The organism is Streptococcus sp. FDAARGOS_256 (genome assembly GCF_002289235.2).
Taxonomy (GTDB): domain Bacteria; phylum Bacillota; class Bacilli; order Lactobacillales; family Streptococcaceae; genus Streptococcus.
The window spans coordinates 1,909,775-1,932,820 of the sequence record NZ_NTGM02000001.1; the positions used below are offsets into that span (position 1 = coordinate 1,909,775).

Sequence of the window (23,046 nt, forward strand, 5' to 3'; positions counted from 1 at the left end):
ATAATGAGTAGAAAAAAATTATTAAAGTTAGGGATTTCTATACTTGCTTTAAATGCTCTTGGAGTAGCAACTTATCATGTAGCTCCTGACTTGTATCGAATTCCAACAGTACATGCAGAAGAGACTCCGGCAGAAGATGAAGAAATTCCAGACGGACAAGAGCGAAACATTGCAAATACGTTCAAAAGAATGCTCAATAATATAGAATCTTCAATTAAGGATTTTACAGATAGTCCAGATGAGGGGAATAAAGAACTCCTAGAGGGTGATGTAGAAGAAGCAAAGAATTTTTTTGAGACTGCAAAGAAGGCAATGAAGAGTCCAGAAGGTCAAAAAAGTTTTGCGGCGCTTGAAGCTCGCTACAATTCTTTAAAAGCTAAGGCTGAGGCGCTTCTCTCAGGGGGAGATTTAAAAGAAGAACATCAAGAAGTCACAACTACTGAGGAGATTCCTTACCCATCTCGGACAGAAAACAATGCAGATCTCGCTGAAGGTACTCGAAAGGTAAAACAAGCGGGAGAAAAAGGTCAGAAGAAAGTTGTTTGGGATGTTACTTTGGTAAATGGCGTTGAGAAAAAACGTGATAGAAAGAGCCAAACGGTAATTAAAGAACCAGTAGAAGAAATCATCGAAGTTGGAACTAAGAAAACAGGTGTAGAAACCAAAGAAACAGTGACTGTAGAGGAAAAAGTTGCTTTCAAAGAAGAAACGAAAGTAGACCCAGCACTGGATAAAGGTAAAACACGTGTTGAAGAAGGTGAAGAAGGTATCGATGAAGTCACTTATGAAGTGACAAAAGTGGATGGTGTTGAAAAGTCTCGTAAAGAAGTTTCACGCAAGACTAAGAAAGCTGCAAAAAACAAGATTACCTATACCGGTGGGAAAGCTGTTGTAACGACTAAGGAAGTAACCAAAACGGAAGAAGTTGCCTTCCAGACTCGTGAGGTTGAAAATGCACTCTTAGCTGAAGGTGTTCGCCGAGTGAAAACAGCTGGGCAAAAAGGTGTTCGTACCATTGTTGAAACAGTGACTTACACAGACGGTGTTGAAACAGGTCGAGTTGAGAAATCAAACACAATCACCACTCCAGCAGTAGACGAAGTTGTCGAAATTGGAACTAAGAAAGCAGCTGTTGTAACGACTAAGGAAGAGACCAAGACAGAAGAAGTTGCTTTCCAAACTAAGGAAGTAACAAATCCAAATCTTCCAGAGGGCAGTCGTCAAGTGAAAGCTGCTGGTAAGAAGGGTGTTCGCACCATTGTTTATACAGTGACTTACACAGATGGCGTTGAAACAGGTCGTGTTGAGAAATCAAACACAATCACTACTCCAGCAGTAGACGAAGTTGTCGAAGTTGGAACTAAGAAAGTAGTAGCCCCAGTTGTAACGACTAAGGAAGAAACGAAGACAGAAGAAATTGCTTTCCAAGTCAAAGAAGTGCAGAACGCAGACCTTCCAGAAGGAAGTCGTCAAGTGAAAGCTGCTGGTAAGAAGGGTGTTCGCACCATTGTTTATACAGTGACTTACACAGATGGCGTTGAAACAGGTCGTGTTGAGAAATCAAACACAATCACTACTCCAGCAGTAGACGAAGTTGTCGAAGTTGGAACTAAGAAAGTAGCTTCTACAACAACCAACGGTAATAAGAATGATACTGCGACAACAGGGAACCAAGCTGAAAGCACTAAGAAAGAAGAAACTGCAAGCCAAGAACAGAAAGTTCTACCAAGCACAGGTACAGCTTCTACCAGTCTTCTTTCAATGATTGGTTTATTTATCGCCGGTCTAGTAGGCTTTGTCGTTCGTAAGAAGGACTAAGGCTCTCTAATATACAAAAGTATCTTTTGTACGAGAAATACTAAAAAGAACCCAGAATTTATTCTTGGGTTCTTTCTTTATAAAAAATTAAATATATTAATGTTTATGTGTGGCTTGAGTACGTTATGAAACTCATAGAGTGATAATAGGATTAACTATAAAACAGTTATTCACATGGTGTAAACGCCTTTTCTAAAATTTTTATATTTTAATTATTCTCACCAAAAATTGACAATCTGGAAATACAAAATAATAAATTTTTATCTATAATCTACTTTTAATTGCCCTTTTTTTGTGTTAAAATGAGATGAATATTTCTTTTGAAATGATTAAACAATCATTTTTAGTTTTGGAGGTACATTATGAAATGGAAATATCGCATGAGAATGCCTTTTTCTACTATTTTCAGTAGAAAAAAACAGGCTTTTCTCGGACTAGTCGTTTTACTTTTTTCTATTTTTCTTATTCCGCTTCAATCTTATGCGGCTTTAGAAGAAATAAAAAACGGAACGGATATCTCAACCTTGGATATTCGTAAGTTTAATTTGAACATCAACAATTTTAGTGTTTTATCTAAATCACAGGCTGTTGATCAGTTTCATTTATCGAATCCCCACTATGAATATCTCTGGGGTGGTGCCTATCCAGGCGAGATGGAGAACTTTACTCTTAAAGTAGATAAAAGTAAAAAACAGGATCAAGTTTTTGAAAATCCTCTTTCTCTAAAATTCACAAATATTGGGACAGTTAATGGTAAGCAAGTAGATGCTTACTTAAAATTCAATAAGGTAACTCTTCACTATCTAAACACTGCTCAGGCAGAATCTGAGATGAATAGTGCTCAAAAATCTACTGTTGAATTTTTCTCTATTTCAGAATTGTGGGAAAATAATGCTTTTGAAATTGGGAATGTTCCCTATGTAGATGCAGCTCATGACTACATTATGAATAAGGCTTTTTGGCTTGATGCGGATGTAACAGCAGAGTTGCGTTATGCAGATGGTTCCGAGACAGATTTGAAGTTGGTTATGAAGCCAACAGACATCGATGCAATGGATGCCAACAACTTGAAGGAAACCTTCTATGTTAAGGATTATCAAAATGATGTTAATCTTCGTTTGATGAATAATGCCAATGTCTTAAGACAGGAAGATCAAGGAGATCGAACTGCTTGGGTAGCAACTCAGATTACAAGCGGTAGCTATTCTGAGAACAATATCTCTGGTTTTGCCCTTCGATCAAATAGTAATAGTATGAATTTTGGTTACTCATCAACAGAGGTTGCTTCGGCCGTCTTTGGTCTTTATATTGAAAAAATTGATCCGAGCCCTGTTCTAGCAGTGGATCCTACAGAGATTCCAGCTAAGGAAGGACAAGATGTAACCTATAAAGCTACGTTTAAAGTTCCGGTTCCAGGTAAGGACATTTTAGCAACGCCTTCATCTATCGAAATGGTTCAGAAATTTGATGAGCGCCTTAATTATCAAGGACTTAAAGTGGAATCAGGTGGAGTGACTTTACAGGAAGGGCGTGATTATACTATTGAAAAGAATGGTCAAACTGTTACTGTTAAAATGACACCTGAATACATAAAAGCAAATTCTTCTGCTGAAATTATTGTAACTTATAATACTACTACAAACAAAAAAGTAGAAGAAAAAGGTTCTGGAAAGATTGACAATACTGTAACATTGCATGTTGATAATTTATCAGCTCCTTCTAATCAGGTAAGCACGGCCCTCCTTTATGAAAAACATCATGAGTTTGTGAGTGGAACCCCAGGCAAAGAACTTCCACAAGAAGTGAAAGACCTGCTTCCAGCAACAGAAAAGAACTTGTCTAATGGTACTCAAGTAACGCCAACACAACCAAGCCAAACAGAAGTGAAGACGGCAGAGGGTACATGGAGCTTTAAGTCTTATGACAAGGCATCAGAAACCATCAATGGAGCGGATGCCCACTTCGTCGGTACTTGGGAATTTACCCCAGCACCAACTTACAAGGCAACACATGAATTTGTCAGCGGAACTCCAGGGAAAGACCTTCCACAAGAAGTGAAAGCCTTGCTTCCAGCAGACCAAACAGACTTGAAAGACGGTAGTCAAGCGACTCCAACTCAGCCAAGTAAAACGGAAGTGAAGACAGCAGAAGGCACATGGAGCTTTAAGTCTTATGACAAGGCATCAGAAACCATCAATGGAGCGGATGCCCATTTCATCGGTGCATGGGAATTCACCCCAGCTCCAACTTACAAGGCAACACATGAATTTGTAAGCGGAACTCCAGGCAAAGAGCTTCCACAAGAAGTGAAAACTCTGCTTCCAGCAGACCAAACAGACTTGAAAGACGGTAGTCAAGCGACTCCAACTCAACCAAGTAAAACGGAAGTGAAGACAGCAGAAGGTACTTGGAGCTTCAAGGCCTACGACAAGGCATCAGAAACCATCAATGGAGCAGATGCCCACTTCGTAGGCACCTGGGAATTCACTCCAGCTCCAACTTACAAGGCAACACATGAATTTGTCAGCGGAACTCCAGGAAAAGACCTTCCACAAGAAGTGAAAGCCTTGCTTCCAGCAGATCAAACAGACTTGAAAGATGGTAGTCAAGCGACTCCAACTCAACCAAGTAAAACAGAAGTGAAGACAGCAGAAGGTACTTGGAGCTTCAAGTCCTACGACAAGGCATCAGAAACCATCAATGGAGCGGATGCCCACTTCGTCGGTACTTGGGAATTTACCCCAGCACCAACTTACAAGGCAACACATGAATTTGTCAGCGGAATCCCAGGGAAAGACCTTCCACAAGGAGTGAAAGCCTTGCTTCCAGCAGACCAAACCGACTTGAAAGATGGTAGTCAAGCGACTCCAACTCAGCCAAGTAAAACGGAAGTGAAGACAGCAGAAGGTACTTGGAGCTTCAAGTCCTACGATAAGGCATCAGAAACCATCAATGGAGCGGATGCCCACTTCGTCGGTACTTGGGAATTTACCCCAGCACCAACTTACAAGGCAACACATGAATTTGTCAGCGGAACTCCAGGAAAAGACCTTCCACAAGAAGTGAAAGCCTTGCTTCCAGCAGACCAAACAGACTTGAAAGACGGTAGTCAAGCGACTCCAACTCAGCCAAGTAAAACGGAAGTGAAGACAGCAGAAGGCACATGGAGCTTCAAGTCCTATGACAAGACATCTGAAACTATTAATGGAGCAGATGCCCACTTTATCGGTACTTGGGAATTCACTCCAGCGCCAACAGTGACTCATAAGGCAACTCACGAGTTTGTCAGCGGAACTCCAGGAAAAGAACTTCCACAAGAAGTAAAAACTCTGCTTCCAGCAGACCAAACAGACTTGAAAGATGGCAACCAAGTAACTCCAACACAACCAAGTAAAACGGAAGTTAAGACAGCAGAAGGCACATGGAGCTTCAAGTCATACGACAAGACTTCAGAGACTGTCAACGGTTCAGATGTTAAGTTTGTAGGAACATGGGAATTTACAGCGAGCCCAGCATCAACAGTGACTCATAAAGCAGTTCACGAGTTTGTCAGCGGAACGCCAGGAAAAGAACTTCCACAAGAAGTGAAAACCTTGCTTCCAGCAGACCAAACAGACTTGAAAGATGGCAACAAAGTAACTCCAACGCAACCAAGTAAAACAGAAGTGAAGACAGCAGAAGGTACCTGGAGCTTCAAGTTCTACGATAAGACATCGGAAACAATTAATGGATCAGATGTTAAGTTTGTAGGTACATGGGAATTCACCCCATCCCCAACCTATAAGGCAACTCACGAGTTTGTCAGCGGAACTCCAGGTAAAGAACTTCCACAAGAAGTGAAATCCCTGCTTCCATCAGACCAAACAGACTTGAAAGATGGCAGTCAAGCAACGCCAACGCAACCAAGTCAAACAGAAGTTAAGACAGCAGAAGGTACCTGGAGCTTCAAGTCTTATGACAAGACATCTGAAACCATCAATGGAGCAGATGTTAAGTTTGTAGGTACATGGGAATTTACAGCAACTCCAGTTCCAACAGTGACTCATAAAGCGGTTCATGAGTTTGTCAGCGGAACGCCAGGAAAAGAACTTCCGCAAGAAGTGAAAACCTTGCTTCCGGCAGACCAAACAAACTTGAAAGATGGAAGTCAAGCAACACCAACGCAACCAAGTCAAACAGAGGTTAAGACTGCAGAAGGCACATGGAGCTTTAAGTCCTATGACAAAGCATCAGAAACCATCAATGGAGCGGATGCCCACTTCGTCGGTACTTGGGAATTTACCCCGGCACCAAATAAAAATTCTGGAAATAATAGCCAACCAGAAGAAGGAAGTAGTCAAACTAAGGCCTTGTTACCAAACACAGGCTCTGCAGTATCTGGTCTTCTTTCAATCATCGGTCTTGCCTTTGCAAGCCTAGCAGTTTTTGTCCTTCGCAAGAAAGACTAAGTCACTCTTAGTAAATGAGAGATTAACTGCTTAATTTCGTAGTATAAGAAGAGAGAACGAGAAATCGTTCTCTCTTTTTCTTGCATTTTATATCGAGATGTGATATAGTTTATATAACGAGGTGCGATATATCAAACTAAATAGGAGGTGTGATTAAATGGAATTAACAGATAAGATCAGGCGTGTTTACCTTCCCATGACTGAAACAGGTTTTTATATCTTGTTTTGTTTACAGAAGGAGAACCATGGATATGGTATCACACAAAAGGTCAAGGAAATGACAGATTCGCAAGTTTCGATTAGTCCTGGAACTATGTATGGGACCTTGTCAAAGATGGAAAAGGATGGCTTGATTTCCTTTGTCCGAGAAGAGGAAAAACGTAAAATCTATCAGATCACAGACTTGGGACGAAAAGTTTTAGATATTGAATTGAAACGTATTGAACGGCTCTACAGAAATAGTCGGGAGGAAGGATGATGGAAAAGAAAATTGTTTACCGAATTTTTACAATTGCGGATTATGAGAGTGAGGCTCTATACTTTAGAGAAATGCATGCTGAGGGCTGGAAACTTAGGAAAGTAAGCTATTCTATCTTATTGTTTGTAGTCAAGTATACCTTTGAAAAGTGTCAGCCTGAGCAGGTGTCTTATCAGTTGGATTTTTACCCGATGGAAAAATCAGAGAGATCCTCCTATTTACAACTATTTAAAGATTGTGGTTGGGAGCATATTACAGACTTTAATAGTTTTTCCTATTTTAGAAAAGCACATTCTGAAATTGAATCGGATGCAGAGTTTGAAATTTATAACGATGCTACTGGGAAGTTAGCTATGGTTAATCGCATTTTAAGACTGCGATTAGTACCTGTTTTACTTTTGCTAGCCATACATATACCATTCTTACTTAAATTGCTCAATAGAAGTAATGCGTATGGTCTATGGAGTTTTCTTGCGGTCGGGCTAGATGTTTTCTGGTCTTTAATCCTTTTGTTAATAGTTGCCTATATTAGCTGGAAGTTATGGCATAAAAAGAAGGAATTATCAGATTTATGATAGGCTAGGTATGCTCAAAATTGGAGGGGAAGTCATGATCAATAAAAAGCAATTTCGGATTTTTACCATTGTTGATTTGGACAAGGAAGAAGAGTATTTGCGTGAGATGCACTTGAAAGGCTGGAGATATAGAACGAGTCGTTTTGGTTTTTTCTATTTTTGCCAATGCCAACCTGACGATGTCATCTACCGTATCTATGATTCTAGATTTCTTAAAAAGTATAAGCATGAACTGCAAGATTTTAGAAATAGCGGTTGGGAATTGATAGAAACAGGTTTTTGTTCAATTCTTCGTAAACCAACTTCTGATATACTTTCAGAGGAGAAAGTCTATATGAGTAAGGGTCTCAGATGGGAAGTTATGCGGTCTAGACTTCGTTCCTGTATAGCCACTTTTTCAGGTGGTCTTGTTGTTTGCATGAGTTTGTATCGAGAAAACTTGTCTCAGTCTTTCTTTATTATTTTCTTTTTATACACTTGCTTAATTTCTTATCTAATCTATGGTTTTTTCAGACTTAAAAGGAAATACCAGGTAGATGAGTAGCAAGGTTCTAGGTCTTCAGACTGATTTTTAGCACTCTTGGTAAAAGAGTGCTAATTTTTTGAGTTTTTATCTTGACATTCTCTTCTAAGGGTGTATAATAGAATCATGAGTTAGCACTTGGGTACATAGAGTGCTAATCGATCGGACAGAGAGGAGTGATGAGATGGTTACAGAGCGTCAGCAGGATATTTTAAATCTGATCATTGACATCTTTACCAAAACGCACGAACCTGTCGGATCCAAGGCGCTACAAGAGTCTATCAATTCTAGTAGTGCTACCATTCGTAATGACATGGCAGCTCTAGAGAAGCAGGGTTTGCTTGAGAAGGCTCATACCTCAAGCGGTCGGATGCCAAGTGTCGCGGGATTTCAGTACTATGTGAAACACTCGCTTGCTTTTGACAGACTGGCTGAAAATGAGGTATACGAGATTGTCAAAGCCTTTGATCAGGAATTCTTCAAATTGGAGGATATCCTGCAAGAGGCTGCTAATCTACTGACAGACCTGAGCGGCTGTACGGTAGTAGCACTGGATGTTGAGCCGAGCAGGCAACGGTTGACAGCCTTTGATATCGTTGTTTTGGGGCAACATACAGCCTTGGCAGTATTTACCCTAGACGAGTCCCGAACGGTTACCAGTCAATTTCTGATTCCAAGGAACTTCTTGCAGGAAGATTTAAATCGCCTCAAGACCTTGATTCAAGAACGTTTCCTCGGTCACACGGTTCTAGATATTCACTACAAGATTCGGACGGAGATTCCGCAGATTATCCAGCGTTACTTCACAACAACGGACAATGTCATGGATCTCTTTGAACACATTTTTAAAGAAATGTTCAACGAAAACATTGTGGTATCGGGCAAGGTCAATCTCTTGAATTTTGCCAATCTAGCGGCCTATCAGTTCTTTGACCAACCGCAAAAGGTGGCTTTGGAGATTCGTGAGGGTCTGCATGAAGATCAGATGCAAAATGTTCGTGTTGCGGACAGTCAGGAATCCTGTCTAGCTAACCTAGCAGTGATTAGCAGTAAATTCCTCATTCCTTATCGAGGTTTTGGAATTCTAGCGATTATCGGTCCAGTCAACCTGGATTACCAGCAATTGGTCAACCAAGTCAATGTGGTCAATCGTGTTTTGACGATGAAGTTGACAGATTTTTATCGCTACCTCAGCAGCAATCATTACGAAGTAAATTAATTTTGAAATCAATAAAGGAGGCGAAAATGGCCCAAGATAAAAAAAACGAAGAAATGAAAGAAGAGGAAGTTGTGGAAACAACTGAAGAAACAACTCCTGAGAAGTCTGAGTTGGACTTGGCAAATGAACGTGCGGATGAGTTCGAAAACAAATACCTTCGCGCTCATGCAGAAATGCAAAATATCCAACGCCGTGCCAACGAAGAGCGTCAAAACTTGCAACGTTATCGTAGCCAAGACCTGGCAAAAGCAATCTTACCATCGCTCGACAACTTAGAACGTGCACTAGCCGTTGAAGGTTTGACAGACGATGTCAAAAAAGGATTGGAGATGGTGCAAGAGAGCTTAATTCACGCTTTGAAAGAAGAAGGAATCGAAGAAATCGCAGCTGACGGTGAATTTGACCATAACTACCATATGGCCATCCAAACTCTCCCAGCAGACGATGAACACCCAGCAGATACCATCGCCCAAGTCTTCCAAAAAGGCTACAAACTCCATGACCGCATCCTACGCCCAGCCATGGTAGTAGTATATAACTAGGCAATTCTGACGGTAGCTAAAGCAACTCGTCAGAAAACGGCAATCGCTATGGCGTCTGCCTAGCCTCCTTACTAACTCGTCGTCGAAATAATATCGATTTCGACTCCTCGTGTCGTAACATAATAGGAAACTTGTCCGAAACGACAATAAACTATGAAGAAAGATAAAAAAGTAGTTCAGCTTTGCAATAGTGAGCGAAGCGAACAAAAGACGATACTCTTCGCCGTGGCGTTATTTGCGCAAACTTTGAGACCTTAGGCTCAAAGTTTAGTCAAAGAGATTGACGAGTCAAGCTCTGACGGCGCCGCCACCTAAGAAGAGTATCAAAAAGAAAGAATATAAAATTTAAGGAGAAAAACACATGTCTAAAATTATTGGTATTGACTTAGGTACAACAAACTCAGCAGTTGCAGTTCTTGAAGGAACTGAAAGCAAAATCATCGCAAACCCAGAAGGTAACCGTACAACTCCATCTGTAGTATCATTCAAAAACGGAGAAATCATCGTTGGTGATGCTGCAAAACGTCAAGCAGTAACAAACCCAGATACTGTTATCTCTATCAAATCTAAGATGGGAACTTCTGAAAAAGTTTCTGCAAATGGAAAAGAATACACTCCACAAGAAATCTCAGCTATGATTCTTCAATACTTGAAAGGTTACGCTGAAGAGTACCTTGGTGAAAAAGTAACCAAAGCAGTTATCACAGTTCCAGCTTACTTCAACGATGCTCAACGTCAAGCAACTAAAGACGCTGGTAAAATCGCTGGTCTTGAAGTAGAACGTATCGTCAACGAACCAACTGCAGCAGCTCTTGCTTACGGTTTGGACAAGACTGACAAAGAAGAAAAAATCTTGGTATTCGACCTTGGTGGTGGTACATTTGACGTATCTATCCTTGAATTGGGTGACGGTGTCTTCGACGTATTGTCAACTGCGGGGGACAACAAACTCGGTGGTGACGACTTTGACCAAAAAATTATCGATCACTTAGTAGCAGAATTCAAGAAAGAAAACGGTATTGACTTGTCTACTGACAAGATGGCAATGCAACGTTTGAAAGATGCGGCTGAAAAAGCTAAGAAAGACCTTTCTGGTGTAACTTCAACACAAATCAGCTTGCCATTCATCACTGCAGGTGAGGCTGGACCTCTTCACTTGGAAATGACTTTGACTCGTGCGAAATTTGATGATTTGACTCGTGACCTTGTAGAACGTACAAAAGTTCCAGTTCGTCAAGCCCTTTCAGATGCAGGTTTGAGCTTGTCAGAAATCGACGAAGTTATCCTTGTTGGTGGTTCAACTCGTATCCCAGCCGTTGTAGAAGCTGTGAAAGCTGAAACTGGTAAAGAACCAAACAAATCAGTAAACCCTGATGAAGTGGTTGCTATGGGTGCTGCCATCCAAGGTGGTGTGATCACTGGTGATGTTAAAGACGTTGTCCTTCTTGATGTGACACCATTGTCACTTGGTATCGAAACAATGGGTGGCGTCTTCACAAAACTTATCGATCGCAACACTACTATCCCAACATCTAAATCACAAGTCTTCTCAACTGCAGCAGACAACCAACCAGCCGTTGATATCCACGTTCTTCAAGGTGAACGCCCAATGGCAGCTGATAACAAGACTCTTGGACGCTTCCAATTGACTGATATCCCAGCTGCACCTCGTGGAATTCCTCAAATCGAAGTAACATTTGATATCGACAAGAACGGTATCGTGTCTGTTAAGGCTAAAGATCTTGGAACTCAAAAAGAACAAACTATTGTGATCCAATCTAACTCAGGTTTGACAGACGAAGAAATCGACCGCATGATGAAAGATGCTGAAGCTAACGCTGAAGCAGATAAGAAACGTAAAGAAGAAGTAGACCTTCGTAACGAAGTAGACCAAGCTATCTTTGCGACTGAAAAGACAATCAAGGAAACTGAAGGCAAAGGCTTCGACGCAGAACGTGATGCTGCCCAAGCTGCCCTTGATGACCTTAAAAAAGCTCAAGAAGACAATAACTTGGACGAAATGAAAGCGAAACTTGAAGCATTGAACGAAAAAGCTCAAGGACTTGCTGTTAAACTCTACGAACAAGCCGCTGCAGCCCAACAAGCTCAAGCAGGAGCAGAAGGCGCACAAGCAACAGGAAACGCAGGAGATGACGTCGTAGACGGAGAGTTTACGGAGAAATAAAATAGTCCAGTGGACTATTTTATCCCGAGCTTTAAAATCAGAAGAGCGAGGGCGTTAAGAATGAGGAATCATTAAAATGATTGTCATTCTACGGCAATCGCTATGGCGACTTGCTAAAAGCCTTACTCGTTCAAAAAAAGTATAATCGACTTTGCTTTTGAATGTCGTAATGATAGGAAGAAATCCAGAGGTTGCAACCCAGCCTCTGTTTTTCGGTAAAAAGGGATGGAACCTGATTTGTTTGGGTTTTGTCTCATCAATATAAAAGAAAGGAATTGAACCCGACCTAAATTCTCGGAAAAAAGAGAAATCTGTCTAGGAGCATCGCTCCAGCGTCAGATTTCCTATTTTTCAGTCGAATTTTACGGTCTTGGTATCTTGTATGAACAATACTGAATTTTATGATCGTCTGGGGGTGTCGAAAAACGCTTCGGCAGACGAGATCAAAAAGGCTTATCGTAAGCTTTCGAAAAAATATCACCCAGATATCAACAAGGAGCCTGGCGCTGAGGAAAAATACAAGGAAGTTCAAGAAGCCTATGAGACTTTGAGTGACGACCAAAAACGTGCAGCCTACGACCAGTATGGTGCTGCGGGTGCCAACGGTGGCTTTGGTGGTGCTGGTGGTTTTGGTGGCTTTGACGGAGCAGGTGGCTTCGGTGGTTTTGAAGATATCTTCTCAAGTTTTTTCGGAGGAGGAGGAGCTTCACGCAATCCAAACGCTCCTCGTCAAGGGGATGACCTCCAGTATCGTGTGAACTTAACCTTTGAAGAAGCTATCTTCGGAACGGAAAAAGAAGTTAAATACAATCGTGAAGCCAGCTGTCGTACATGTAATGGCTCTGGTGCTAAGCCAGGGACAAGTCCAGTCACTTGTGGACGCTGTCATGGTGCTGGTGTCATTAACGTCGATACGCAGACTCCTCTTGGTATGATGCGTCGCCAAGTAACCTGTGATGTCTGTCATGGTCGCGGAAAAGAAATCAAAGATCCATGTACAACTTGTCACGGAACAGGGCATGAAAAACAAGCTCATAGCGTACATGTAAAAATCCCTGCTGGTGTGGAAACAGGCCAACAAATCCGCCTCGCTGGTCAAGGTGAAGCAGGCTTTAACGGTGGACCTTACGGGGACTTGTACGTGGTGGTTTCTGTTGAAGCCAGTGATAAATTTGAACGTGAAGGAACAACTATTTTCTACAAGTTAAATCTCAATATTGTCCAAGCAACTCTTGGAGATACTGTGGAAATTCCAACTGTTCATGGAGATGTTGAATTGGTTATCCCAGAAGGAACTCAGACTGGCAAGAAATTCCGTCTACGTGGCAAGGGAGCACCGAGCCTTCGTGGCGGTGCCGTTGGTGACCAATATGTTACTGTCAATGTCGTGACTCCGACAGGTTTGAACGACCGCCAAAAAGCTGCGCTTAAAGAATTCGCAGCTGCAGGTGACTTGAAAGTCAATCCAAAGAAAAAAGGCTTCTTTGACCATATAAAAGATGCCTTTGAAGGAGAATAAAGTAAAAAGAGCCATCGGGCTCTTTTTTACTTATCCTCAAGCTCCTGTGTTTCTTTTATCACAGCTAGTCTAGTCTGGAAATCTTTTTCCAAGACTTTGAACTTGTAGGTCAAATCTTTTTGGTATTCCTTGATAAGGGCTTTTTGTTGGTCGATGATTTGTAGGCTGTTTTGGATGATATCCAAATCATCCTTGATAGCTTCGACGCGGTCAGTTGTATCTAGCACTTCATCCTGAATGGCTTGGCGATTTTTCACGACAAAATAACTTCCAGCTGCAGCACCTGCAAATAGCAATAGATTGGATAGTTTCATGGCATCTCCTTAGGCATTTCTAATAGTTTCAGCGACTTGGGCAAGTTTGTCAAAGTCAGGTTCGTGGGCGATAAAGTCAATCTTAAGATCATCTTCTGCACCGTAGCGAGGTACAAGGTGCACGTGAGTATGAAAGACCGTTTGACCAGCAATTTCCTCGCAGTTGGCAATGATATTCATGCCGACAGCCTTGGTAGCCTGCATGACTTTTTGAGCCACTGTTGGCACTTGGGCAAAGAGTTGGCTGGCGCTGGTAGCGTCCATCTCCAAAAGATTGCGGTAGTGCTCTTTTGGTACGACCAAGGTGTGTCCAGGTGTTACTTGAGAGATATCAAGAAAGGCAAGAACCTGCTCATCCTCGTATACTTTTGAAGCAGGAATCTCCCCTGCGATGATCTTACAAAAAATGCAATCTGACATAAAATCCACCTCTACTGTATTGAATTTTGATATAATATAGCTACATTATACCAGATTCGGAGAAAATATGTTAGAAATTAAAAACCTGACAGGTGGCTATGTTCACGTCCCTGTCTTGAAAGATGTGTCCTTTACCGTTGAAAGTGGGCAGTTGGTCGGTTTGATTGGTCTCAACGGTGCTGGGAAATCAACGACAATCAATGAGATTATTGGTCTGTTGACACCTTACAGTGGGGAAATCAAGATTAACGGTCTCACCCTGCGAGAAGATGCGACCAACTATCGCAAGCAGATTGGCTATATCCCAGAAACGCCTAGTCTGTATGAGGAATTGACCCTCAGAGAGCATATCGAGACGGTTGCCATGGCCTATGGTATTGAGCAAAAAGTGGCTTTTGAGCGAGTAGAATCTTTGTTAAAAATGTTTCGTTTGGATCAAAAATTAGACTGGTTCCCAGTGCATTTTTCCAAAGGGATGAAGCAGAAGGTCATGATTATCTGTGCCTTTGTCGTAGATCCGAGTCTTTTCATCGTTGATGAGCCTTTCCTTGGGCTCGATCCTTTGGCCATTTCTGACTTGATCCAGCTTTTGGAAGTGGAAAAGCAAAAAGGCAAGTCCATTCTCATGAGTACCCACGTGCTAGACTCAGCGGAAAAGATGTGTGATGCCTTTGTCATTCTCCACAAGGGGGAGGTACGGGCTCAGGGGAACCTCCAGCAACTGCGCGAGACCTTTAGCATGCCTGAAGCGAGTTTGAATGATATTTACTTGGCTCTGACCAAAGAGGAGGAGCTATGAAAGACTTGTTTTTAAAGCGAAAGCAGGCTTTTCGTAAGGAGTGTGTCGGTTATCTACGTTATGTCCTAAATGACCACTTTGTCTTGTTTCTGCTAGTTCTCATCGGTTTTCTAGCTTACCAGTACAGTCAACTCTTGCAAGATTTTCCTGAAAATCACTGGCCTATTCTCTTGTTTTTAGGGATTGTATCTGTCTTACTTTTGGCTTGGGGAGAAATCGCGACCTATATGGAAGGACCTGACAAGCTCTTTCTCTTAGTCAGTGAAGAGGAGGTTAAGTCTCACCTCAAAGGGCAGACGATGCGCTCACTGGTCTTTTGGCTCTTTGTCCAAACCCTTTTCTTGCTTTTATTTGCGCCCTTATTTTTAGCCATGGGTTATGGCTTGCCAGTTTTTTTCATCTATGTGGTTTTATTGGGAGTTGGAAAATATCTCCTCTTTCGCCAAAAAGCCAGCAAATTTTTCACTGAAACTGGGCTGGATTGGGATTATGTCATTGCCCAAGAAAGCAAGCGCAAGCAAGTTTTGCTTCGTTTCTTTGCTCTCTTTACTCAGGTCAAGGGCGTTTCAAATAGTGTCAAACGTCGCGCTTATCTGGATTTCATCCTTAAAGCAGTTCAGAAAGTGCCGAGCAAGATCTGGCAAAACCTCTATCTTCGCTCTTATCTGCGAAATGGAGACCTCTTTGCCCTCAGTCTCCGCCTCTTACTCCTATCCTTGTTAGCTGTGATTTTTATCGAACAGTCTTGGATTGCGACAGCAGTAGTTGTCCTGTTTAATTACCTTATGCTCTTCCAGTTGTTGGCTCTCTATCGTGCTTTTGACTACCAGTACTTGACCCAGCTTTTTCCTTTAGAAAAGGGTGAAAAAGAGAAAGGACTACAGGAAGTTATCCGAGGATTGACATGTTTTGTTTTATTAGTTCAACTGATAGTTGGTTTGATTACCCTCCAAGAAAAACTAGCCCTTCTAGCCCTGCTTGGAGCTGGACTGGTTTTACAAGTCTTGTATTTGCCTTATCAGGTAAAACGTCAGATGCAGGATTAATCTTACTTATAGGACACTAAAAAAGAAGTTGAGTTCTGTCTCAGCTTCTTTTATTTTCTACAAGATAATAGTTGGTCCGTAGAGACTTAGTTTGGTTTTGACTTGGTCAAAGTGGAAACGGTCATAGGCCCGCCAAGCGGCGCGAGTGGGAGCATCTGGATTGAGAGCGCTGAGACCCAGGAGAAGACTGGAAGTCTGGTAAAATTTTTCCAGCTCAATCAAGAATCGATTATCCACTGTCTCAGTTTTAGAGAGAAAGAGAAGAATAGAGTTTAATTGCTCCTGAAAGTGTACGTCGTCAGCTGTTGCCTGTTTGCAGACTTGATAGGCTTTGTTTAACTCAGTTATCAGTGCCTGAGCAGTTTTGATTGGGTCTGTATCCGTCATGAGAATGCCTCCTTTGTGATGGTTCTAAAGTTGTTTCAAGTGATTGTCTTTCTATAATCATAGCTTATCACTTTTAACTCTTTTTTTACCTTCAAATCTTTAATTGTCATTGAAATTTCCTGAATGGTAATTGCAGGATTTTATGATAAAATAATTGTAAGATTATCATAGCTATTTTGCGAATGATTCGACACTTTAGGAATTTTTGAGAACCGTTTAGGATTTGGTGAAAAATAGTTTCTAGACTTATGCTATCCTCTTTTTAGGAGGTTTTATCCATGAACTACATTATCATCCAAAAAGAGAAAGAAATTTTCAAATTAAACATAAAGGATATCTACTATATCCAAATGCATCCAAGTAAAGCCCATACCGTGCAGATTGTTACAGAAAACGCTAGCTTTGATCTATTTCAAAATTTAAGCAATCTTGAGAAACAATATGGGGAAACCTTGACGAGATGTCATCGAAATTGTCTGGTCAACCTTGAACGAGTAAAATCCATGGATATCCAATCAAAGACCCTCTTTCTTGGAGAAGAAGGTCGATATGCTGTTCAGTATGCCAGACGTCGCTATAGAGACATTAGCCAAAAATGGTTGAAACAAGGAGAGTAAGAAGATGAGAATATTTGTTTTAGAAGATGACTTTTCCCAACAAGCTAGAATTGAAACGACGATTGAGAAACTTTTGAAAAAACAGAGTATCATTCCTAGTTCTTTTGAAGTTTTTGGCAAGACAGACCAACTGCTGGCAGAGGTGCATGAGAAGGGAGCACATCAGCTTTTCTTTTTGGACATTGAGATTCGAAATGAGGAGATGAAAGGCCTAGAAGTGGCAAGAAAGATTCGGGATCGAGATCCTTATGCCCTGATTGTCTTTGTGACGACTCACTCGGAGTTTATGCCCCTGTCCTTTCGCTACCAGGTATCAGCTTTGGACTATATTGATAAGGCCTTGTCGGCAGAGGAGTTTGAGTCTCGTATCGAGACAGCTCTTCTCTATGTCAATAGTCAAGACAGCAAAAGCCTGGCGGAAGATTGCTTTTACTTTAAATCAAAATTTGCTCAATTTCAGTATCCTTTTAAAGAGGTTTACTATCTCGAAACGTCCCCAAGACCCCATCGTGTTATTCTCTATACCAAGACGGATAGGCTGGAATTTACGGCGAGTCTAGAGGAGGTTCTCAAGCAGGAACCTCGTCTCTTGCAGTGTCATCGTTCTTTTCTCATCAATCCAGCCAATGTAGTGCATTTGGATAAGAAAGAAAAACTGCTTTACTTTCCTAATGGTGGAAGCTGTCTAATCGCGCGTTATAAGATCAGGGAAGTGTCTGAGGCTATCAATAACTTACACTGAGCTAGGAGAATTTATGAATATTACTTGGATATTATTGTATACACTTATTACTAATGGGCTAGAAATTGTCATTTTCTTTAAGGTAGATGGAATTGGTCTCACTTTCGAGAGGATTTTTAAGGCCTTTCTTCTGAAATTTCTCCTAGGGGCCATTTTTGCGACTTTTAAATTTTTAGCTGTGAGTGAATATTTGTCATATTTTATAGAACCTTTGTTTGGCATAGGGTTATCTTTCTTATTGTTAAGAGGGCTTCCTAAAAAACTTCTTTTCTTTTATGGTCTCTTTCCAATGATATTGGTGAATCTCTTTTATAGAGGAGTCTCCTATTTTGTGCTTCCATTTTTGGGACAAGGGCAAGTATATGATGGCTACTCACTTACTGGGTTATGTATAATAATTTTCAATTTCTTCATTTCTCTAGTCTTTTTGAAATGGTTGGACTATGATTTTACTAGTTTGAGAAGGGAGATTCTAGATAAAGGTTTTCAAAAGTCCCTGACTAAAATTAACTGGATAATGGGAACCTACTATCTAGTTATGGAAACTCTGTCTTTCTTTGAATATGAACAAAGCATTCAATCAAAGACTGTTCGCCATCTGATCCTAGTGTTTTACATGCTCTTTTTTATGGGGGTTATCAAGAAGCTGGATACCTATTTGAAGGAAAAACTTCAGGAGAAACTGAACCAAGAGCAGGCCCTGCGCTATAGAGATATGGAACGCTATAGTCGGCATATAGAGGAGCTTTATAAGGAAGTTCGGAGCTTTCGTCATGATTATGCCAACCTCTTGACCAGCTTAAGCCTAGGCATTGAAGAGGAGGATATGGAGCAGATAAAAGAGATCTACGACTCCGTCTTGAAGGATTCTAGTGAAAAATTGCAGGACAACAAATATGACCTGGGCCGATTGGTGAATATTCGGGACCGTGCCCTCAAAAGTCTCCTCGCAGGAAAATTTATAAAAGCCAGAGAAAAGGATATTGTCTTTAATGTCGAGGTTCCTGAGGAGATTCAAGTTGAGGGGATGAGCCTACTTGATTTTCTAACCATTGTGTCTATCCTTTGTGACAATGCTATTGAAGCTAGTGCAGAGGCTAGTCAACCTTATGTCTCAATCGCCTTTTTAAAAAGTGGAGCGAAGGAAAACTTTATCATTGAAAACTCCATCAAAGAAGAGGGCATAGATGTTTCTGAAATCTTCTCTTTTGGAGTTAGTTCTAAAGGGGAGGAGAGAGGAGTTGGTCTTTATACCGTTATGAAGATAGTGGAAAGTTATCCCAATGCTAGTCTCAATACTATCTGTCAAAATCAAGTCTTTCGTCAGATACTTACTATGATGCATACAGAATGATGAAAATAAGACCGAGAGTTCTTGTATCTCGATCTTATTTTTTTATAGTTGTATTGGCTGATGAAGTCCTTGTGTGATGTTATGAGAATATCTATTAACGCTATATAAGAAATTTTCCCACCATCCTCCACCTGTAATCTGGTTGAGTTCAGTAGTTGTTAGTTCTTGAAATGAAGTTAGGTTTTGATTCTTATCCATGTTACGATTCTCCTGTTTTATAAGATAATAAATAGTTATAGAGTGTTATCTGAAAATTAATCAGAATGTGTTAAAATTTTATCTTTGAAATAATCAAAATATGTTTTCTTTGCAGTTACACTAGTGACGCGACCTTGTAAGCCGTATTGGATGAGTTTACTGTCCTCATTAGATAGTTTTGCAAGAGCGGTTAGTTTAAAGAGATTTCCTTGTTCTGTTCTGGTAGGAGTTTGATCAATGCTCTGAAGTTGGCCAATGATGGTAATACCGTGATTTCCAATCTTCTCAAGTTTTAATCTTACAGTTTGTCCTTTATCTAGTAAGGGGAGATAGTCAGATGATACGTAGTAAGTGATTAGTACTTCTCTTGTATCTGTGATGACAGGGAATATTTGAGCAATTTCTGTACCAGTCGGAATTCTATTTTTACCTTCAAATTCGCTGTTCAGATGAATGATACCTTTACTTGGAGCGGTTAAGGTATTATTTTCTAAGCGCTGTGTCGCTTGATCTAGTTGTACTTTTAATTCTGTTAATTGATTTTCCACGGTTAGTTGTTGCTGAGAAGCAGTCTGTAAAAATTGAGTGCGGAGTACTTCAATTTTGGTTTCTAAACTATTATCATAAGTTGCTACACTTCCGATACCAGCTTGCTGAATTTTGAGGCTTGCGATAGATGATTCAAGATTTGCAATACTTTGATTGATTTGAGATAAAAATGGCTCCTCTGCAGTTCCCTGTGTTTGTCCTTGTGAGGCTACAAGATAACGATTCAAAATTGACTGGTGTGGATTGCCAGTCGGTAAGCGTGCTCTTTTGTTTATGATAGCATCTCTCAGCTCTTCATATTCTCCAATTTGTTGTTGAATTTTTGTAATTTCTTGTTCGATAGCTGATGAACTGCTATTAGCAAGATTGGCTTGATTTGAAACTTCAGTGTTAGTCTTTGAGATACCCAGCTCAATATCATGAGCTTGTTTAGTAAAATTCATAAAGGTATTATAGTAGCCAAACTCATCCTCACCAGAAAAAAGATCGGTATTTTTTTCTAAGCTTTGTTTCAAAATTCCAAGTCCTTCTTTTTGCTTCTCAAGTCTTTGTAACTGAGTTTCTAAGGCAGTTTTCTGACTTTCTTCCATTGTTTCAGAGTATTTGATGAGTAAGTCACCTTTTTCAACTACTTGATTTGCCACTAAATGATTAGCTAAGATAGTATTATCACTGGTTGACTGAATGGATGCAATGACACTTGTAGGAGTGACTTCTCCTTGCGATGTAACAGTAATCTCTTTTGTAGCAACAAGGGAGAAAATCACGATGAAAGTAAACAGTAATGAAAGTGGTATGATCAATACTGTCGCATAATTATGGTAACGTCTCTGATAAAACTCGACGCTTCTAAAAAGATTAGGATTCATAACATTCTCCTTATTTGTTGAATAGATGATGGTAGAAGCCTTGCGCCTGTATTAACTCTTGATGACTACCAACTTCAATGATTTTCCCTTGGTCAAGAACAATGACACGGTTAGTCCGTTCGGCTATACTTAGACGATGGGCTACAAAGAGAATGGTTTTATCAGTTAGGGACATAAGATTATCTATAACCTTTTTCTCAGTCAAAACATCGAGAGCACTAGTAGCTTCATCTAGTATTAAAACAGGAGATTTAGTTAAAAGAGCACGAGCGAGGGCGATTCGTTGCTTCTGTCCTCCTGACAGACCTGCTCCATCAGAAAGTTGAGTTTGATAGCCCATAGGCATTCTTTCAATATCTTGACGGATTTCAGCTAATTCGCAAGCTTTTAGAATATCTTCTTGGCTAATCATATTATTACCACCCAAGGTTAAGTTTTCCAAGATAGAGCCATTAAAGATATAGGCTTGTTGGGGCAGGTAATTAATATGACGGCGCAAGACTTTTTTATCAATATTTTTAATATCCTGATGATTGATGGAAATATGTCCTTTGTAAGGTTCAAAGAAATTGACAATCATTTTGGCTAAAGTTGTTTTACCAGAACCACTAACTCCAACCAGGCTGACCTTATCTCCTTGTTTAATCGTTAGATTAATATCCGTTAAGGTATCTCGCCCAAAACCATACTTATAAGAAAGGTCATCAAATTCAATATCGCCCATCAAAAAATGTGAATGAACAGAGTTTTCTTGAACTTGAAATTCAGATTCGACTAAATAGACCTCGTTCAAGCGGTTATTAGCAACCTTCGCAGATTGGAGTTTGGTTTGGAGGTTGATAATATTTTCCATAGGAGTTGTAAAGTAAGAAAGAAGTGTATTAAAGGTAATCAGCTGACCGATAGAAATTTTACTCGACATGACTAATTGAGCACCAAACCATAGGATAAAGATATTAAGAACTAACTTTGTTCCTTGCTTTAAATTAGTTTGTAAAATAGAATATTTAGTAAGTTTAAAGGATTTTTCCAAATAATCTACAAATTCGCTGTCTATATTTTGATAGCGATTTTCTTCACTCGTGAGCGACTTTATAGTTTCAATCCCGTTGATATCTTCGATAATAGCAGAGCTAACCATAGAATTACTTTGCATGACATCATGGTTCATTTTTTCGAAAGGCTTCATAAAAGAAAAGATGATGAACATGTATATAGGAATGGAAATAAGAGAAAGAAGGAAGAGATTAGGGTTTTGTGCCAGTAAGACGCCCCCTACAAGAATCAGAATAGAAACATCCAGAAAAAGAGAAAGAATGGTAGAAGCCAAGGCATCTATAATAGAGTTAGCATCTGTGAACCGTGAAATGATTTCTCCTGTACGACGTGTCGCAAAGAAAGACATAGGAAGTTCAAAAATATGGCGAATATAGGATAAAATCACATCAATACTTAATCTCTGACTCAGAACAGTTAGGAGATAATCTCTGGAGAAGCTCATGGCTTGTTGGAGGATATAGGTGATAATTAGACCAATTGAGATAATTCCTAAAGTTGATTTCATCTGATTTGGGATGTATTCATCTAAGATTCCTTGGAGATAATAAGAACCACCGATATTGATAATAGTGACTAATAAGCTTGAGAGAACAATGTAAGCAATGAGAGATTTTTGTTTGAAAATCAGAGGGAGGAAGCTCAGTAGACCATTCTTTTTATCTTTATGGGGTTGATAGCTGGGTTTGGGAGCTAGAAAAATAGCTACTCCAGTCCATTCAGAGAAAAAGCGTTCTTTTGACATTTTTGTGATTTTTACAGAAGGGTCAGGATCACCAATAATCAGATAGTCTTTCTTTGTTTGATAGACAACATAGTAATGTTGGAGTTTCCCTTCTTTGTTAACGTGAACGATAAATGGATAGGGGACATCACTCATGTCAAAGAGCGTTTTATCTGCTTGAACAGGCCTTGTTTCAAATCCCATTTCATTTGCGGCTTTTACAATGCCAAGAGCAGTCGTCCCTTCTTTGTTGGTCTTTGCAAGTTCTCTCAAGTGAGCTAGAGAAAAATCTGAACCATAGAATTTAGCAATCGAGGCTAAGGCAGCGACACCACAGTCTCTAGCATCTATTTGAGGAACAAATGTATGTTTATAAGAAGTCATTGGCAAATCCTTTCATATAAAATATGAATTTATTATACCATGATACTAAGTTCATATTTTATAAAATCTTGAATTGTCATTGAAACTTCCTGAATGGTAAAAAAGTGATTAGAAACTATCTTTCTTTAAAAATCTATAGGTGTATTTTGAAATAAAAAGCTAATTCAAGACGTTTCGATGACAATTCAAGATTTGGATGAAAAACTTTAACAAACAATGATATACTAAACTTGTCAAAGTTGCAACAGGACAAAAAATTAAAAATAAAAAAAGGAGTATT

General features: G+C 40.1%; 20 protein-coding genes. 14 read left to right on the forward strand and 6 right to left on the reverse strand.

All coding sequences use genetic code 11. The annotated features are described in order from the left end of the window. The first annotated feature begins 3 nt into the window (after window positions 1-3). The 9 genes from A6J84_RS09520 (at window position 4) to dnaJ (ending at window position 13,307) form a co-directional block, all read left to right on the forward strand. The gene (locus A6J84_RS09520) at window positions 4-1,818 is read left to right on the forward strand and encodes a G5 domain-containing protein (protein WP_095726448.1); all 1,815 of its coding nucleotides are present in this window, start codon (window positions 4-6) and stop codon (window positions 1,816-1,818) included. A 362-nt stretch (window positions 1,819-2,180) separates the two neighbouring features. After that, complete coding sequence (locus A6J84_RS09525) at window positions 2,181-6,266, forward strand: LPXTG-anchored SHIRT domain periscope protein (protein WP_095726449.1); 4,086 nt, start codon at window positions 2,181-2,183, stop codon at window positions 6,264-6,266. Between the two features lie 157 nt (window positions 6,267-6,423). Then, window positions 6,424-6,744 carry a PadR family transcriptional regulator gene (locus A6J84_RS09530; RefSeq protein ID WP_000423979.1) on the forward strand — a complete coding sequence of 107 codons (321 nt, stop codon included), beginning with the start codon at window positions 6,424-6,426 and terminating at the stop codon, window positions 6,742-6,744. Then, window positions 6,744-7,319, forward strand: coding sequence for a DUF2812 domain-containing protein (locus A6J84_RS09535; RefSeq protein WP_000412261.1), 576 nt, complete (start codon window positions 6,744-6,746; stop codon window positions 7,317-7,319). Before A6J84_RS09530 ends, A6J84_RS09535 begins: the two co-directional genes overlap by 1 nt. A 34-nt stretch (window positions 7,320-7,353) precedes the next feature. After that, a complete protein-coding gene (locus A6J84_RS09540; RefSeq protein WP_008277505.1) occupies window positions 7,354-7,863 on the forward strand; it encodes a DUF2812 domain-containing protein in 510 nt (169 codons plus the stop codon). Window positions 7,864-8,026: 163 nt separating this feature from the next. Next, the gene (gene hrcA / locus A6J84_RS09545; protein ID WP_000255746.1) at window positions 8,027-9,061 is read left to right on the forward strand and encodes a heat-inducible transcriptional repressor HrcA; all 1,035 of its coding nucleotides are present in this window, start codon (window positions 8,027-8,029) and stop codon (window positions 9,059-9,061) included. Between the two features lie 26 nt (window positions 9,062-9,087). After that, entirely contained in the window at window positions 9,088-9,603 is a 516-nt protein-coding gene (gene grpE, locus A6J84_RS09550) for a nucleotide exchange factor GrpE (protein ID WP_000046057.1), read from the forward strand. A gap of 361 nt (window positions 9,604-9,964) precedes the next feature. Next, window positions 9,965-11,788: a molecular chaperone DnaK gene (gene dnaK / locus A6J84_RS09555; RefSeq protein WP_000034683.1), complete on the forward strand. Its 1,824-nt coding sequence runs from the start codon at window positions 9,965-9,967 to the stop codon at window positions 11,786-11,788. Window positions 11,789-12,170: 382 nt separating this feature from the next. Beyond that, entirely contained in the window at window positions 12,171-13,307 is a 1,137-nt protein-coding gene (gene dnaJ, locus A6J84_RS09560; protein WP_001066315.1) for a molecular chaperone DnaJ, read from the forward strand. Window positions 13,308-13,333: 26 nt separating this feature from the next. Here dnaJ and A6J84_RS09565 read toward each other — a convergent pair whose 3' ends face one another. Together A6J84_RS09565 and A6J84_RS09570 are read right to left on the reverse strand one after the other, a co-directional pair. Beyond that, window positions 13,334-13,621 carry a hypothetical protein gene (locus A6J84_RS09565; RefSeq protein WP_000777738.1) on the reverse strand — a complete coding sequence of 96 codons (288 nt, stop codon included), beginning with the start codon at window positions 13,619-13,621 and terminating at the stop codon, window positions 13,334-13,336. Window positions 13,622-13,630: 9 nt separating this feature from the next. Beyond that, entirely contained in the window at window positions 13,631-14,041 is a 411-nt protein-coding gene (locus A6J84_RS09570) for an HIT family protein (RefSeq protein WP_001278326.1), read from the reverse strand. A 67-nt stretch (window positions 14,042-14,108) separates the two neighbouring features. Between A6J84_RS09570 and A6J84_RS09575 the strand changes: the two genes are divergently transcribed. Continuing rightward, complete coding sequence (locus tag A6J84_RS09575) at window positions 14,109-14,840, forward strand: ABC transporter ATP-binding protein (RefSeq protein ID WP_095726450.1); 732 nt, start codon at window positions 14,109-14,111, stop codon at window positions 14,838-14,840. Further along, complete coding sequence (locus A6J84_RS09580) at window positions 14,837-15,886, forward strand: ABC transporter permease (protein WP_095726451.1); 1,050 nt, start codon at window positions 14,837-14,839, stop codon at window positions 15,884-15,886. The genes A6J84_RS09575 and A6J84_RS09580 overlap by 4 nt, the downstream gene beginning before the upstream one ends. 57 nt (window positions 15,887-15,943) lie before the next feature. Here the strand turns inward: A6J84_RS09580 and A6J84_RS09585 are convergent, their stop codons facing one another. Next, window positions 15,944-16,273 (reverse strand): helicase BlpT, encoded by a 330-nt coding sequence (locus tag A6J84_RS09585; RefSeq protein WP_095726452.1) that lies wholly within the window; start codon window positions 16,271-16,273, stop codon window positions 15,944-15,946. A gap of 278 nt (window positions 16,274-16,551) precedes the next feature. On the opposite strand from A6J84_RS09585, the gene A6J84_RS09590 reads away from it, so the two are divergent. The 3 genes from A6J84_RS09590 to A6J84_RS09600 are packed head-to-tail and all read left to right on the forward strand — an operon-like array spanning window position 16,552 to window position 18,986. Then, window positions 16,552-16,890 carry a LytTR family DNA-binding domain-containing protein gene (locus tag A6J84_RS09590; RefSeq protein WP_084970941.1) on the forward strand — a complete coding sequence of 113 codons (339 nt, stop codon included), beginning with the start codon at window positions 16,552-16,554 and terminating at the stop codon, window positions 16,888-16,890. A gap of 4 nt (window positions 16,891-16,894) precedes the next feature. Beyond that, window positions 16,895-17,632 (forward strand): response regulator transcription factor, encoded by a 738-nt coding sequence (locus A6J84_RS09595; RefSeq protein WP_084970943.1) that lies wholly within the window; start codon window positions 16,895-16,897, stop codon window positions 17,630-17,632. 13 nt (window positions 17,633-17,645) lie between these two features. Further along, on the forward strand, window positions 17,646-18,986 hold the full coding sequence (locus A6J84_RS09600; RefSeq protein WP_095726453.1) for a sensor histidine kinase: 1,341 nt from the start codon (window positions 17,646-17,648) through the stop codon (window positions 18,984-18,986). Window positions 18,987-19,028: 42 nt separating this feature from the next. On the opposite strand, the gene blpC is transcribed toward A6J84_RS09600, so the two are convergent. From blpC to blpA, 3 genes are read right to left on the reverse strand one after another with little or no spacing between them, the layout of a single operon-like run. Then, window positions 19,029-19,184 carry a quorum-sensing system pheromone BlpC gene (blpC, locus tag A6J84_RS09605; RefSeq protein ID WP_000360258.1) on the reverse strand — a complete coding sequence of 52 codons (156 nt, stop codon included), beginning with the start codon at window positions 19,182-19,184 and terminating at the stop codon, window positions 19,029-19,031. Between the two features lie 56 nt (window positions 19,185-19,240). Beyond that, on the reverse strand, window positions 19,241-20,602 hold the full coding sequence (locus A6J84_RS09610; RefSeq protein ID WP_095726454.1) for a bacteriocin secretion accessory protein: 1,362 nt from the start codon (window positions 20,600-20,602) through the stop codon (window positions 19,241-19,243). Window positions 20,603-20,612: 10 nt separating this feature from the next. Then, complete coding sequence (gene blpA, locus A6J84_RS09615; RefSeq protein WP_095726455.1) at window positions 20,613-22,766, reverse strand: peptide cleavage/export ABC transporter BlpA; 2,154 nt, start codon at window positions 22,764-22,766, stop codon at window positions 20,613-20,615. Window positions 22,767-23,046 lie beyond the last annotated feature (280 nt).